The following is a 14,312-nucleotide window of genomic DNA, read 5'->3' as shown; positions in this document are numbered from 1 at the left end:
ACTGCTCGTGGAGTATCACAACCGGCATGCAAAGTGCCGGTAGTATCCACCCAAAAAGTGGTGGAAAATCAGGAAGAGGTAAAAATGAAAAAAACAATTATTCTTGGCGCGCTGACGATCGCTGGTTTGTCTGCTGGTGCAGCTGCCGCTGGTACGCTCGACGATGTCAAAGCACGTGGCAGTCTGAACTGTGGCGTTACAACTGGTCTAGCTGGCTTTGCTGCGCCTGACGCGAATGGCGTATGGGTCGGTTTCGACGTATCCGTTTGTCGTGCGGTTGCTGCGGCTGTTTTGGGCGATGCAACAGCTGTTGAATTTATTCCAACAACTGGCAAAACACGCTTCACTGCCCTGGCCTCCGGCGAGATCGACGTGCTGGCGCGTAACACCACATGGACATTCTCCCGCGATGTCGACCTAAAGTTCGATTTCGTAGGCGTGAACTACTATGATGGCCAAGGCTTCATGGTTCCAAAAGAGCTAGGCGTGTCTTCCGCAAAAGATCTGGATGGCGCTACTGTTTGCATCCAAACTGGTACAACAACTGAATTGAACTTGGCCGACTTCTTCCGCGCCAACAACATCAGCTATGAGCCAGTGCCAATCGAAACGAACTCCGAAGCTCAGCAGCAGTATCTTGCCGGTGCTTGCGACGTTTACACAACAGATGCTTCCGGTCTGGCCGCAACACGTGCCACATTCGAAAAGCCTGACGAGCACACGTTGCTGCCAGAAATCGTATCCAAAGAGCCACTCGGCCCGCTGGTACGTCATGGTGACAACGAGTGGGGCGACGTTGTTCGCTGGACACTTAACGCACTGATCACAGCTGAAGAGCTGGGTGTGTCTTCCGCAAATGTTACCGAAATGGCAGCATCCACAAACAACCCAGAAGTTGCGCGTCTGCTCGGTTCTGAGGGTACTTTGGGTGAAATGCTGGGTCTTGATGCGGACGCATTCAAGCGTGCCATCGAAACACAAGGTAACTACGGCGAGATCTTTGCCAAGAACATCGGCGAAGAAACTCCAATCGGTCTGGCGCGTGGTTTGAACGCACAGTGGACAGACGGCGGCCTGCTGTACTCCCCACCATTCCGCTAAATACTTGAGCCAAAGGGCGCGGGATTTCCCGCGCCCTTTGTGCATTACGGCTAGACAAATAAATAAGTTACCCGGCACTGACGTCAAAAGGCGCAGAAAATACAGCTGGGACAACGGGGATACATTTTATGTCGACACTCACGGACCCTCCTAAGGGAACGTTCCGGCTATCTATGCTGTTGAACGACTCCCGGTATCGATCGATGACACTACAGGTCGTCGCTGCGATCGCATTGGCTTTGGCCTTACTTTATCTTTATTCAAACCTCGCCGCTAACTTACGCGCAGCCGGTTTGAATATCTCGTTCTTGTTTCTGGGCAGTCCGGCTGGCTACGACATCAACCAGACATTGATCGACTACAATAGCCAGTCTTCTAATCTGAGGGCCGCTATGGTGGGTATCCTCAATACTCTGCTGGTCGCCGTTATGGCGTGTATCACTGCGACGGTGATTGGTGTCATTGCGGGTGTTCTTCGGCTTTCAAAAAACTGGCTTGTCCGCAAGCTGATGTCTTTTTACGTGGAGATTTTCCGTAACATTCCTGTGCTGATCTGGATCATCATCATTTTCACGATCATGACTGCAGTGATGCCTAGCCCGCGTGACTATCGTGGTGAAACACCCAAAGCTTCGATGTTCCTAGACTCAGCAGCGTTTACCAATCGAGGCGTCTACGTTCCAAAGCCAGTATTCCAAAACGGGTTCTTGCAGAACGGCGGCGAAGAGGTGCTGGCAGAAGGTGGCCGTAAAGCGAGCGGTTTGGCGAAATTCGCTGAAAGTGGCGCGCTGGATTGGATCGCAGTATTTGTGGTCTTGCTGGCCTCTTGGCAGATCACCAAACGTGTGAACGCAAGTGCAATCAAAAAGCAACAAGAGACGGGCGTGAGGCCGACGACGCTTTATACGAATCTAGCGATCTGGATTTTGCCTGTGGCCGCATTGTTGTGGTTCCTTGGGCTGACATGGGAATACCCTGCTCTCAAAGGTTTCAACTTTAGTGGTGGTATCAAAATTGGTGGCCCGCTGATTGCTCTATGGCTTGCCCTATCAGTCTACACAGGTGCTTTCATCGCAGAAAACGTGCGTGCGGGTATTCAGGCGGTGTCTAAAGGACAAACCGAAGCTGCTGCCGCACTTGGTCTTCGCCCACGCCGCGTCATGAGCCTTGTTGTTCTACCACAGGCATTGCGTGTGATTATCCCGCCGCTGATTTCACAATTCTTGAACATCACCAAAAACTCTTCGCTTGCGATTGCGGTAGGGTACGCTGACATCACAGCGACCTTGGGGGGCATTACGCTCAACCAAACGGGCCGCGCGATTGAATGCGTTTTGTTGCTGATGTTGTTCTATCTTGTGATCTCATTGCTAATTTCGGCAACCATGAACGTTTATAATAACGCTATGAAATTGAAGGAGCGTTGAGATGTCAGATACAAACTCTCACTCAGTCGCCTTCGTTCGTGAAACATCGATCCCGCAATCTACGCCTCCCTCCAGTGCGGCGGGCCCGGTTAAGTGGATGCGTGACAATTTGTTCGCGACGATTCCGAACGGCATTTTGACCATCCTTGCATTCTATGTTGTCTATTTGGTCCTGAGCAGCACGTTGCCGTGGATTTTCAACGGTGTCTGGAATGCGGCCAATTTAGCTGAATGTCGTGAAATTCTACAGGGCACGTCTGGCGCATGCTTTGCGGTGTTGGTGGAACGCTGGCCACAGCTGCTCTTTGGTTTCAAATACCCTGCCACCGAATATTGGCGTCCGGTAACTGCATTCATCTTTATGCTTGTTGCCATCGCGCCGGTGCTGTTCTTTGACCTGCCGCGCAAGTTGTTGATCGTCACCATCTTGTTCCCCTTCGCGGCCTATTGGCTAATTTGGGGTGGTACGATCTGGGTCCCAATCTTTGCGCTGATCGGTTTTGCGGCTGGTTATGTCGTCTATTCCAGATTTGTCGCACAGAGCTTTGCCGTTGGTTTCTTCGGAGGCATCGCAAGTGCCGTAGTTGTATGGTTCCTTGCGGGCTTTATCGTGCCTGTATTAGCGCCAGAACAGCCATACCTCGAAGCGGTACCATCGCGTGATTTGGGTGGTTACATGCTCAATATGATGCTTGGGATTACGTGTGTGTCATTGTCGATCCCTCTTGGCATCGCACTTGCGCTGGGACGTCAAAGCTCCATGCCGCTGATCAAGTGGATTTGCGTGGTCTTCATCGAACTTATTCGTGGTGTCCCGTTGATCACGCTGCTCTTCGTTGCGAGCGTTATGTTGTCGTATTTCTTCCCACCGGAACAGACTGTGGATTTGTTTATACGTGTTGTGATCATGATCACAATCTTCTCGGCGGCTTATATCGCGGAAGTGGTGCGTGGCGGTTTGGCTGCTTTGCCAAAAGGTCAGTATGAGGCGGCAGATAGCTTGGGTCTGGATTATTCGCAAGCAATGCGTTTGATCATCTTGCCTCAGGCGTTGAAGATTTCGATCCCTGGGATCGTCAACATTGCCGTTGGCCTCTTTAAGGATACCACGCTGGTTTCCGTCATCTCGATGTTCGACATCATCGGCATGATCCGAGGTCCGATCCTAGCATCAACCGATTGGAACGGCGTCTACTGGGAGCTTTTGGGCTTTGCCTGTCTCGTCTTCTTCGTCGTTTGTTATTCCATCTCACAATATTCGCAGTGGCTGGAACGCCGTCTTGCGACAGATCATCGTTAAGGAGCCCGCAACATGGCCGATACAGCAAAACTACAAGTATCCGACGAAGTCGCGATCTCTATTCAGCAGATGAACAAGTGGTACGGCACATTTCACGTGCTGCGCGACATTGATCTGACGGTGTATCAAGGTGAACGTATCGTGGTTTGTGGGCCGTCTGGCTCTGGTAAATCCACGCTCATTCGCTGCATCAACGCGCTGGAAGAGCACCAGAAAGGGTCGATCGAAGTGGACGGCACGCTGTTGTCCTCTGACCTCAAGAACATCGACAAGATCCGTTCAGAAGTGGGGATGTGTTTTCAGCACTTTAACCTGTTCCCGCATCTGAGCATTCTGGACAACCTCACGCTGGCTCCGATTTGGGTGCGTAAAACACCTAAGAAAGAAGCCGAAGAAGTTGCGATGCACTATCTTGAGAAGGTGAAAATCCCCGATCAAGCAGACAAGTTCCCTGGCCAACTTTCTGGTGGTCAGCAACAGCGTGTGGCGATTGCCCGTTCGCTCTGCATGAAACCGCGCATCATGCTGTTTGATGAACCGACTTCGGCGCTTGATCCTGAGATGATCAAGGAAGTTCTCGATACAATGATCGAGCTTGCCGAAGAAGGTATGACAATGATCTGTGTAACGCACGAGATGGGCTTTGCCCGTCAGGTGGCGAACCGCGTTATATTTATGGATGAAGGCCAGATCGTTGAACAAAACGAGCCTGAAGCGTTCTTTAACAATCCACAAAGCCCGCGCACGCAACTGTTCCTGAGCCAAATCTTGGGTCACTAAGCGTTAACAGCTAAATCGTTATGGAATAGGGGCGGGGGGAAACCTCCGCCCCTATTTTGTTTTGCCTTACTTTGTGATGTCACGCGGAACGATGAATTGGATAGTCTTCCCTGTCCCCAGCCGGAGATCGCGCCAGTCGGTAATGTCGAAATCAACAACAAGCGTTGCACAGGTTGGGTATTTGAAAAATTGCGGATGATCAGGTGCGTGCGCCAATAACATCTCTGCCAGCATGGCACTGCCGGGGTTATGTGCGACCATCAAAATGCAGGCCTCAGTGCGCGAACGTAATGCTGCCGCCATCACGTCAGTTTCCGCGAGATAGAGGTTTCGCAGGAATGTACTAGGGACATCCCCAAGGTTTAACCGTTGCAACGTTTCGCGGGTGCGAGCAGCATCGGAGCACAGGATATGGTCTGGCTGCAGTTTGTTCTGCCTTAGCCAATCGCCCATTGCTGATGCGCTTTCTTGTCCACGCTGGTTTAGCGTGCGGTCATGGTCACTGGTGTCGCGCTCAGACCAATCTGATTTGGCGTGGCGCATAAGGATCAGACGTTTCATTCAAACTCCTTTGAAGGCGGTCATGTGAAAGGCATTCTGCGCAGAGGGGCGATCAAACGCTTGACTAATCGGGCAAGCAAGGCGCGTGGCGCAGCCTTTGGTCATACAGTCAGTCCCCGCAGGAGATGCGATATGACCTTTGCAATTTGGCACATCATAGAAATGCATATCTGAAAGGGCATCTACAGGACATGCACTGACGCAAGCGCGTGTAGCGCAGCTATTACATGGATGCAGGGCCTGTTGGGCGGGCAGGGGAATGCGGCCAGTGAATATGATGCCTCCACGGTATGAGATGAGCAGCCCTGCGCGGATATGAACTAACATGCCGACAGGGCTATCAAAGGCCTCGCCTGTTTGCTTGGCCCATGCGATAAACGGAGCATAGGGCGGGCCACCAAAGGGATAGACTACCCCTATGCCGCCTGCCGCCTCCATGATCTGTGGCACGATGCGTTGGGACCAACGGTCGATAGGGTCCGCCGCCCCGTCTTGATATTCTGTGCTTTGCGTGAAGTGATCCCAAAAATTTGGTGCAGTCCCAATGAGGACAATGGTTTGCGCGGCTTGATCTGGATTTGTGTGCGCGCCACCCATTGCCATTAGCCCGTGTGGTGCTGCGAGGGCATCAACCTTGTCTAACAGGCGCTGTGCGAGCTTTTCCGGGGCTGTGCCTGACGGTTTCACCCTGCGCGGATGATTGAGCCCGCACCATGCTCTGAGAATAGCTCAAGCAAGCAGGCATGCGGCGCGCGACCGTCTAGAATAACACTGGCACGGACACCCGCGTTTAGGGCATCCAGCGCAGTTTGCGTTTTCGGGATCATGCCACCTGCGATGGTGCCTTCTTCGGTCATCTGTTTGATTTGCGATGCCGTGAGTTCTGTCAAAACGTCACCTTCTGCGTTTTTGACGCCGGAAACATCTGTAAGCAGCAGCAGGCGATCTGCCTTGAGTGCTGCTGCGATAGCACCGGCTGCAGTGTCACCGTTGATGTTAAATGTCTCGCCTTTCATTCCCATGCCAAGAGGGGCAATAACGGGTATTAGTTCCTTTTCAGCCAGATCAAGGAGCAGGCCCGGATTTATGGTGGTGGGCTTCCCAACCAAACCCAGTGCTGGGTCCTCGGGTTCACAAATGATCAGGCCACTGTCCTTGCCAGATACACCAACAGCGCGGCCGCCCTGTTCGGTAATGGCCTGTACTATGCGGGCATTCACCAAACCCGACAGAACCATTTCAACAACTTCCATTGTTGCAGCGTCGGTCACACGTTTGCCGTTCACAAACTGAGATTCGATCCCCAGCCGCTTCAACATGCTGTTGATCATCGGGCCACCGCCATGAACGATCACGGGTTTCACGCCAACTTGGCGCATTAAAACCACGTCGCGGGCGAATTCCATCATCGCCTCGTCGCTGCCCATCGCATGGCCGCCCAGCTTGATCACTATGGTCGCATCATTGTAGCGCTGCATGTAAGGCAGAGCTTGTGAAAGGGTGGCGGCGGTTGTGGCCCAATCGCGGTTCATGTCTTGTGTTCTCATATCTGATTTCCCGAAGTCTGACGGGATCATAGGCGCTTATTCCAGCGTGGCAATCACAGACCGCAACGTGGGAATGCCCCAGCCTTTTTCTGACGAGGTCACGATGATCTCAGGGTAGGCAGCAGGGTGTTTGCTGAGCGCGCCGCGCACTTGATCAAGGATCTTTTCGCGCTCTACTTCTTTCACCTTATCGGCTTTTGTCAACACAACCTGAAATGTCACGGCTGCACTGTCCAGCAGGCTCATTATTTCATTGTCCACCGCTTTGGCCCCATGGCGTGCATCAATCAGGACAAAGGCACGGCGCAATGTTTGGCGCCCTTGCAGGAATTGCTTCAGCAACCGCTGCCATTTTTCCACCACAGGCAGAGGCGCGTTTGCATAACCATAGCCGGGAAGGTCAACGAGGTAGAGCTCTTCACCCGCGGTGAAGTAGTTGATTTCTTGTGTACGTCCTGGCGTGTTTGAAGCACGGGCAAGCGCCTTCATTCCCGTTAGCGCATTGATTAAGGTTGATTTACCCACGTTTGATCGCCCAGCAAAGCAGACCTCAATACGGTCCGCTTCGGGCAGGCCCGACATAGCGACCACACCTTTAACAAAATCGGTTTCACCTGCAAAAAGAAGGCGTCCACGTTCTAGGGTTTGTGCATCTGGTTCTTCGACAAGCGGGAAAGGCAATTGCATTAGACAAGCTCCAATTGGTCGCCAACTGCCACTTGGCCGGTTTCAATAACGCGGGCGTAAATCCCAAAATCTTGGTGACCCAAGGTGTTCAACGCCTTGAGAGTGTCGACATCGCGCACACCAGTGTCTGTATTCACAGTTGTGGCGAGGCAGCGCGTGATCCGTTCTTCGATCTTGAGGCGCACAGTGCCTAGATTGGCCTCACGCCCGATCCAATCAAATTCGGACCACGCGGGCGCTCCCTCAAACCAAATATTTCCGCGCCATCGGTCGGCCTGCAATGGCGTATTCGTTAGTGTTTCAACAGCGGCGTGGGTTGCACGGTTACACAAGGATATCGAAGGGAAGGGCGTGTCAGTAAAGCTGCGTCCGTCCAGTCGCAAAATTCGGGCTGGCATCGCGCGGCTGCTGTTTGCCAACTTGCTGACCCATTCAAGTAGGGCGTCAGGGTCAACATCTGGCTGGACCGTTAGATCTGACTGATCAGGGTGGCGCAAAGTAAGCGTCTCGGTTTCTTCATCCAAGGTGGCAGTAATCGCCATCAAGGATGGTGATTTGGCCCCGCGGCTAAAGTTTTGGCAGGCAGCCCACTCTGAACCATCAGCTTTTGCCGCGTCATGGGCAACGGCCCAAAGACGGTCATAAGGCATGCTTTGACCTTCATTGAGCGTGACACGCGTGAGCGCCTCACGTCCATGGCTTTTGAGGGGGTGGCGCCAAAGGGCGGTAACCTTCATCACTTTTTCGAATCTACTTTTGCTTTGCGCCCAAAGCCGCCTCTTATGTTGCCCAAAAGGTCAGGTTTGTACCCTTGGCTGCGCATGATCAGGTATTGCTGCGTGAAGGTGATGGTGTTGTTTGCGATCCAGTAAACAACCAGACCCGATGCAAAGCTGCCCAGCATGAACATGAATACCCAAGGCATCCAAGCGAAGATCATCTGCTGAGTCGGATCTGTAGGCGCTGGGTTTAGCTTTTGCTGTAACCACATGGAGATACCCAAGAGCAGCGGCAAAATACCGATAAATACCAGCGCCATGATGCTACCCACTTCGGGTGCGGCCCAAGGCAGGGCGCCATATAGGTTAAAGATCGTTGTAGGGTCAGGTGAGCTGAGGTCTTGGAACGGGCCAAAGAATGGTGCGTGGCGCAGTTCGATTGTGACGAAGATCACCTTATACAATGAGAAGAAGATGGGGATCTGCAGCAGGATCGGCAAACAACCAGCAGCAGGATTTACCTTTTCCTTTTTGTAGAGCTCCATCATGCCTTGCTGCACTTTTTGGCGGTCGTCGCCAGCGTCTGCTTTCATCTTTTCCATTTTCGGCTGAAGCTCTTTCATCTTGGCCATTGAGACGTAAGATTTATAAGCCAGCGGAAACAGCAATGCCTTGATAAACAAAGTCAGTGCGATAATCGAAATACCCATATTGCCAATCAGCAGGTTGATATGGTGCAGTAGCCAGAAGATCGGTTTGGTCAGGAAAGAGAATATGCCCCAATCAATCGAGTCGATGAAGTTATAGACGCCGCCTTTTTCGTATCCATTCAACACTTCCCACTCTTTTGGGCCAACGAATATTTGAGTGGTGTTCGAGATGGTTTGGCCCGCGGCCACTGTCTGAACAGTGCTTACGGCTTCGGTTTGGTAGATGTCGCGGCGTTCGTCGTATTTTGCCACGGCTTTAAACGCAGTCCCTTGGGTTGGGATCAGAACGCTCATCCAATAATGATCGGTAAACCCAATCCAGCCATTTTCGGTGATGTTCTCTTCTTGGGTGCGTGCGCCTGCGCGTTGGTTGTACTCGAATTCGGGCAATTTATCCCAGTCGGTTTCTGAGTACTCGCCGTCTGTCATGGCGACAACACCCTCGTGCAAGATGAAAAAGTTCTTGAGATCAGTAGGGATGCCGTGGCGCGCCAGAATGGCGTAAGGTGCCATTGATGCTGATGCATCGCTTGTATTTTCAACAGATTGCGTGACCGTGAACATATATTTGTCATCGATCGCAATTTGTTTTGAGAACCGGAGGCCTGCGCCGTTGTCCCAGCTAAGCGTAATAGGTGCATCCACGCCTAGCGTGTCGCCTGAGGCTAGTTGCCATTCGGTGTTTGGACCAGGGACGGCCGTTGGATCTACACCTGTTGAGGCGGCCCAGCCGTTTAGGACATATTGCGCATTTTCCTCGTTCGCGGGGAACAGGATTTCAACGATTGTCGCGTCATCGTCCAATGAGGTGCGATAGTCGTTCAAGGACAGCTCGTCGATCCGACCACCCAACAGAGACAAAGAACCGCTCAGGCGTGGGGTTTGGATCGCAACACGTGGAGCGCTTTCGATCGCACTTGGCTCGGTTTCAGTACTCGCTGTTGTTGTAGTTTCCGAACCGGGGGTGTCTGCGCTTGGGGTAGCCAATGTCCCTTCGGCAGGGGCCGATAGGGATGCGGTGCTGCCGTTAAGTGGCGTTTCGGCCTCTGGTGGTGGAAAGAGTACAAACCACACAAGGATCACAACAAAACTAAGTGCTGTTGCGATGATTAGATTCTTGTTTTGATCGTCCATTGGTCCGGCCACCTGATGTCTGAAAACTGTCCGCTGGGTACACAACGAGGACGGCCAAAGGTCAAGCGGATTCGGGTATGCAGGTGTGATTGTTGTTTAGGTTTTTGGCAGATTTCAAGCTATTTTGGCCGGCTTTGCATGATCTGGGGAACATCGCGCAGTTTTGCGTTATGCGCATTGATCCACTCAAGTGTTTGATCAAATGGCATGGGGCGAGCGATACCAAAGCCTTGAACGTGACCGCAGCCAAGCTGCGCCAACAAAACGTGTTCCCCAACGGTCTCGACACCTTCTGCAAGCGTTTCGACCTGCAATCTTTCAGCCATGGTGAGAATTGCGCTGATCATGCGCTGTTGCTCTGGATCCCGATCAGCCTTCATTACAAAGCTGCGGTCGATCTTGATTCGGCTTACGGAAAAGCGGCGAATGGAAGAAATTGAGGCATTTCCTGTGCCAAAGTCATCCAGATCAATTTTGCACCCCAGTTCACCTAGAGCATTGATATTACGTGTTATCATGTCGTCTGGTGAGCTGGCTACGACGGTTTCAAGAACCTCTACAGCCAAGCGGTCTGGGGTAAGCTCAAAACGATCTAGGTCCCATTTTATCTTTTCGACAAGGCGCGGGTTGCTCAATTCGGAGCCCGCGAAATTGACCCCAATCTGTGGAACTACAACACCAGCGGTGTCCCATTTCTTGAGTGCGGCAAAGCTGTGGTACATCATGACTTCAGCTAGGCGTTCTAACAGATTGGTGGCTTCAATAGCTGGCAAAAAATGTGCTGGCGGAATGACCCCTCGGGTGGGGTGGGTCCAGCGGGCCAGGGCCTCAAAACCAGTGATGCGCCCAGTATCCGTGCAAATTTGGGGCTGGAACCAAGGTAAAATTTCTCCACTCTCAAGGGCGGTAGCAACGTCTTCATGCAGCTCACGACGTGTTTTGCGTTCTTGATGCATTTGAGCAGAGTATGCTCGGATGCTGGACGGGCCGTGGGCCTGGGCACTGCGAAGTGCAATACATGCCGCTTCTAACCAATCTCCGGACCGATTGTCAGGTGCTCTGGAATGTTGACAGAAGCCAATGCAAACATCCGCATAGATTACTGTCCCGTCAATAGATGTCGGTTCCTCTGCAGCAGCTTGGAGGCGGCCTGCCATTTGAATGCAAAGATCCAATGAGAGTTGGCGAACTGGATTGACACAGATTGCAAAGCGCGCATCGCCGATCTGACCAATCATGTCGCCGTCGCGCATAACACTGATCAGTCGTTCCGCCATCCGTTGGATGACTGTGTCTCCAGCTGTTGGGCCAAACCGATCAACAAGGTCCGTAAATCCTTCGATTTCCACAACTTGGATGCATGAATGCTGGCCGTTTCTCGTGGCATCGGCGTAAATTTCTTCACACTGTGCAACCATTTGAGTACGAGGAAGCGGACCAAGTTGGCCTGAGCTTCCAAAGTGTAGATTTCCTGCGCCGGGGGTTAAGCCCCCTGAAAGCAAGTAAGCTGCAGGTGCAAGGGCTGCTACTACCAACAATGCACCCTCACCGCCAAACCAGAAGGCAGCAAGCGATATAGCTGGAATGAATGCTAGCGCCGGTGGGCCAGTGAGTAGACTTATGATTCGGGCACGTAACCCAACCAATTGAACCCGACCTTTTTTGCCGCTGTTTTGCACGGGCGTCCTCCTGATGTTAGCCGCTCATGCGACTCGATGAGGTCACCTTAGGTCGGAAATATTCAGCCGGAGGTTAATACAGGCAAGCATATTGAGGCTGCTTTACTTCAAATTTTCACTATCCCGGGATAACCCTGCAAAATCAAACAAAGCAGGATCAAGTAAATGAGATGGACGTGTATTGTTTAGCGCGCGGAACATAGTTTGACGACGACCTGGGCTGTTGCGTTCCCATTCATCCAGTATCGCCTTTACTTGCTGTCGCTGCAGGCCATCTTGGGATCCGCAAAGATCGCAGGGGATAATGGGGTAATTCATTGCCGTCGAAAACTTTTCACAATCGGCTTCAGCGACAAAGGCAAGGGGGCGGTAAACGAAAAGATCACCTTCCTCATTTAGCAGCTTTGGTGGCATCGTTGCTAAACGGCCGCCATGAAAGAGGTTCATAAAAAATGTTTCCAGAATGTCATCGCGGTGATGTCCAAGGACAACAGCCGAGCACCCTTCTTCACGTGCAATCCGGTACAGATTACCCCGTCGCAAGCGCGAGCAAAGCGCACAAAAGGTACGGCCTGCAGGGATTTTGTCCATCACAATGGAGTAGGTGTCTTGATATTCAACCCTGTGCGGGACGCCCATTTTATTGAGAAATTCGGGCAGGACCGTCGCGGGAAAATTGGGCTGGCCCTGATCCAGATTACAGGCCAACAACTCAACGGGCAGAAGGCCACGCCATTTCAATTCGTGTAGGATGGCAAGCAGTGTATAGCTGTCTTTCCCGCCCGATAAACAGACCAGCCATTTAGTACCCGGTTCGATCATGCCGAATTGATCGATAGCTTCACGGGTTTGACGCACGATACGTTTGCGCAACTTCTTGAAGTTGGTTGTTTGGGGAGCCCCTTCAAACAGAGCGTGAATTTCTTTGGAATGATCAAGCATGTCGTGATCCTTGGGCGGTTTGTGCTTCTTAGAACACGAAGGGTGCGAACTAAAAAGGTTAGATGTCAGTCGTGGGTTTGAAGAACCTGTTCTGATAATATTTCCCCGGTGGGAATAGCGATGCGTGCTGCATGGGTGCCGTCGGATGTGCTGAATATGATGTCAAAGGCGCTATCGCTGATGGCTGTTGTCGATAGCACAGATATCACACCGTGAGTGACCTTAACGGGCCAGTTCCAGTGCGGGCTTGTTAGGAGTAGCGTTTTTGTATCGTGGCCTGACAGGCGGGCATCGTCATTGGTGTCTTCTAGAACCACAGTAAGCAGTTGGCCGAGATGATTAGACTTATGGTCGGGGTAAGAAAGCGTGATCATGCGTGTGTCTAGGATTAGGCGGTTCATACCTTCAAATAGCCAATGATTGGTCTGGGCACTTATATCGACAATGCGGTAATTGATTAGGTCCCTGCTATTGTTCTTGCTGATTCCCAGATTTGGATGGCTTTGGTCTGCGTATATGGGCAGGGCATAGATGCCCTTGTTGCTTGGGTCATTTGGCGCACCAAAGTATCGTTTCTGCTCAGCTGCTTGATCCGGTTGTTCGTGAGCGTCGATAAACGTGTTGGAGGTATGTGTCGGGAAAACATTGCGCCTTAAAGTTCCAGTAACTTGCCATAGAATGACGGTAAGAACTAAGATCACGCAAACGGCGATTGCCACAGCGTTGAACCTCCAAGCCCACTTGAAAAAACCAGTCTCCATAGCTCACTCCGTATCTGGTACGGGGTCGTATCCATCGCCGCCAAATGGGTGGCATCGGCCGATACGGCGCGCAGCGAGTAGGCTGCCTTTGACGGGCCCGTGTTTTTCCAACGCTTCCAGGGCGTAAGCAGAGCAAGTGGGTTGGTAGCGGCAGTTGAAGCCGACCCATGGGCTAAAAACTAATCGATAAAACCTTACGGGCAGGGCGATCAACTTGGCGACCGGGGTCATTTGCGCGATCCGTGAAGGATGCTCAGTGCCTTCTCCATATCAGCCAGGAGTTGGTGATAGGGTAGGGCGGCGGTGGCTGTATTGCGCCCAATAAGGACATAGTCATGCCCGTCCTTGCCCAAAACAGGTAGGATGGCGCGCGCCACTTCGCGCAGGCGCCGCTTTGCCCGATTGCGGGCTACAGCGTTACCGACTTTTTTAGAACAGGTATAGCCGATTCGAATCCCCGCAGCGTCGCCGTCGGGGCGTTTCAGCATCTGGAGAACGAATCCAGGCATTGCCACACGTTTACCCCGTGCGGTGCGTTGAAAATCACGCCGTTGGGTTAGAACGGTAGGTGGCGAGCGTAACAAAACCGCCGGAGACGATGCCCCGTTGGCGTTAGTGCCAATCAGGTCAGTCTCCGGCGGTGTCATAACAATAGCCTTAAACGCGTATTACGCGGTCAGCTCTTTGCGGCCATGTGCGCGGCGCGCATTGATGATCTTGCGACCAGCTTTCGTTGCCATGCGTGCACGGAAACCGTGGCGGCGCTTGCGGACGAGGTTCGAGGGTTGAAAGGTGCGTTTCATCGCTCCGTCTCCATCTTGTGTCAGTTGCGTTCAGCGGATTCGCCAATACGCGTCAATTCAGACCCGTCCTTTAAGACGCTGTCGCGCCCAAGTCAAACCCTGCAGGGCGTTAAATAGGCTCATCTGCAATAAAACTTCGAATGAGGGACGTGGTATGTTTC

General features: G+C 52.4%; 16 protein-coding genes. 4 read left to right on the top strand and 12 right to left on the bottom strand.

Annotation, left to right across the window (positions count from 1 at the left end; translation table 11 throughout):
• The first annotated feature begins 84 nt into the window (after nt 1–84).
• The 4 genes from V7775_RS02410 (at nt 85) to V7775_RS02395 (ending at nt 4,608) form a co-directional block, all read left to right on the top strand.
• Nucleotides 85–1,101, top strand: a complete 1,017-nt coding sequence (locus V7775_RS02410; protein ID WP_335750266.1) for an amino acid ABC transporter substrate-binding protein — start codon at nt 85–87, stop codon at nt 1,099–1,101.
• Nucleotides 1,102–1,229: 128 nt separating this feature from the next.
• Nucleotides 1,230–2,528 (top strand): amino acid ABC transporter permease, encoded by a 1,299-nt coding sequence (locus tag V7775_RS02405; RefSeq protein WP_335750265.1) that lies wholly within the window; start codon nt 1,230–1,232, stop codon nt 2,526–2,528.
• 1 nt (nt 2,529) lies between these two features.
• Entirely contained in the window at nt 2,530–3,828 is a 1,299-nt protein-coding gene (locus V7775_RS02400; RefSeq protein ID WP_335750264.1) for an amino acid ABC transporter permease, read from the top strand.
• A gap of 12 nt (nt 3,829–3,840) precedes the next feature.
• Complete coding sequence (locus tag V7775_RS02395) at nt 3,841–4,608, top strand: amino acid ABC transporter ATP-binding protein (RefSeq protein WP_335750263.1); 768 nt, start codon at nt 3,841–3,843, stop codon at nt 4,606–4,608.
• Between the two features lie 66 nt (nt 4,609–4,674).
• On the opposite strand, the gene V7775_RS02390 is transcribed toward V7775_RS02395, so the two are convergent.
• The 12 genes from V7775_RS02390 to rpmH form a co-directional block, all read right to left on the bottom strand.
• Complete coding sequence (locus tag V7775_RS02390) at nt 4,675–5,169, bottom strand: SixA phosphatase family protein (protein ID WP_335750262.1); 495 nt, start codon at nt 5,167–5,169, stop codon at nt 4,675–4,677.
• Nucleotides 5,170–5,856, bottom strand: a complete 687-nt coding sequence (locus V7775_RS02385; RefSeq protein WP_335750261.1) for a ferredoxin — start codon at nt 5,854–5,856, stop codon at nt 5,170–5,172. It lies immediately after the preceding gene.
• Entirely contained in the window at nt 5,853–6,716 is an 864-nt protein-coding gene (argB, locus tag V7775_RS02380) for an acetylglutamate kinase (RefSeq protein ID WP_335750260.1), read from the bottom strand. The genes V7775_RS02385 and argB overlap by 4 nt, the downstream gene beginning before the upstream one ends.
• Before the next feature lie 36 nt (nt 6,717–6,752).
• Nucleotides 6,753–7,403 (bottom strand): ribosome biogenesis GTP-binding protein YihA/YsxC, encoded by a 651-nt coding sequence (yihA, locus tag V7775_RS02375; RefSeq protein WP_335750259.1) that lies wholly within the window; start codon nt 7,401–7,403, stop codon nt 6,753–6,755.
• Nucleotides 7,403–8,140, bottom strand: a complete 738-nt coding sequence (locus V7775_RS02370) for an MOSC domain-containing protein (RefSeq protein ID WP_335751046.1) — start codon at nt 8,138–8,140, stop codon at nt 7,403–7,405. The genes yihA and V7775_RS02370 overlap by 1 nt, the downstream gene beginning before the upstream one ends.
• Nucleotides 8,140–9,966: a membrane protein insertase YidC gene (gene yidC / locus V7775_RS02365; protein WP_335750258.1), complete on the bottom strand. Its 1,827-nt coding sequence runs from the start codon at nt 9,964–9,966 to the stop codon at nt 8,140–8,142. The genes V7775_RS02370 and yidC overlap by 1 nt, the downstream gene beginning before the upstream one ends.
• A gap of 119 nt (nt 9,967–10,085) precedes the next feature.
• Entirely contained in the window at nt 10,086–11,645 is a 1,560-nt protein-coding gene (locus V7775_RS02360) for a putative bifunctional diguanylate cyclase/phosphodiesterase (RefSeq protein WP_335750257.1), read from the bottom strand.
• 102 nt (nt 11,646–11,747) lie between these two features.
• Nucleotides 11,748–12,587 (bottom strand): tRNA 2-thiocytidine(32) synthetase TtcA, encoded by an 840-nt coding sequence (gene ttcA, locus V7775_RS02355; RefSeq protein WP_335750256.1) that lies wholly within the window; start codon nt 12,585–12,587, stop codon nt 11,748–11,750.
• A gap of 65 nt (nt 12,588–12,652) precedes the next feature.
• On the bottom strand, nt 12,653–13,348 hold the full coding sequence (locus tag V7775_RS02350) for a hypothetical protein (RefSeq protein ID WP_335750255.1): 696 nt from the start codon (nt 13,346–13,348) through the stop codon (nt 12,653–12,655).
• 3 nt (nt 13,349–13,351) lie between these two features.
• Complete coding sequence (gene yidD / locus V7775_RS02345) at nt 13,352–13,579, bottom strand: membrane protein insertion efficiency factor YidD (RefSeq protein WP_335750254.1); 228 nt, start codon at nt 13,577–13,579, stop codon at nt 13,352–13,354.
• Nucleotides 13,576–13,995, bottom strand: a complete 420-nt coding sequence (gene rnpA, locus V7775_RS02340) for a ribonuclease P protein component (protein ID WP_335750253.1) — start codon at nt 13,993–13,995, stop codon at nt 13,576–13,578. Before rnpA ends, yidD begins: the two co-directional genes overlap by 4 nt.
• A gap of 21 nt (nt 13,996–14,016) precedes the next feature.
• Entirely contained in the window at nt 14,017–14,151 is a 135-nt protein-coding gene (gene rpmH, locus V7775_RS02335) for a 50S ribosomal protein L34 (RefSeq protein WP_335750252.1), read from the bottom strand.
• Between the last annotated feature and the right edge of the window lie 161 nt (nt 14,152–14,312).

Origin of the sequence: Sulfitobacter sp. (assembly GCF_036960155.1) — a bacterium.
Classification (GTDB): domain Bacteria; phylum Pseudomonadota; class Alphaproteobacteria; order Rhodobacterales; family Rhodobacteraceae; genus Sulfitobacter.
The sequence above is the reverse complement of the archived record's forward strand: the minus strand, read 5'-3'. Positions and strand labels throughout refer to the sequence as shown.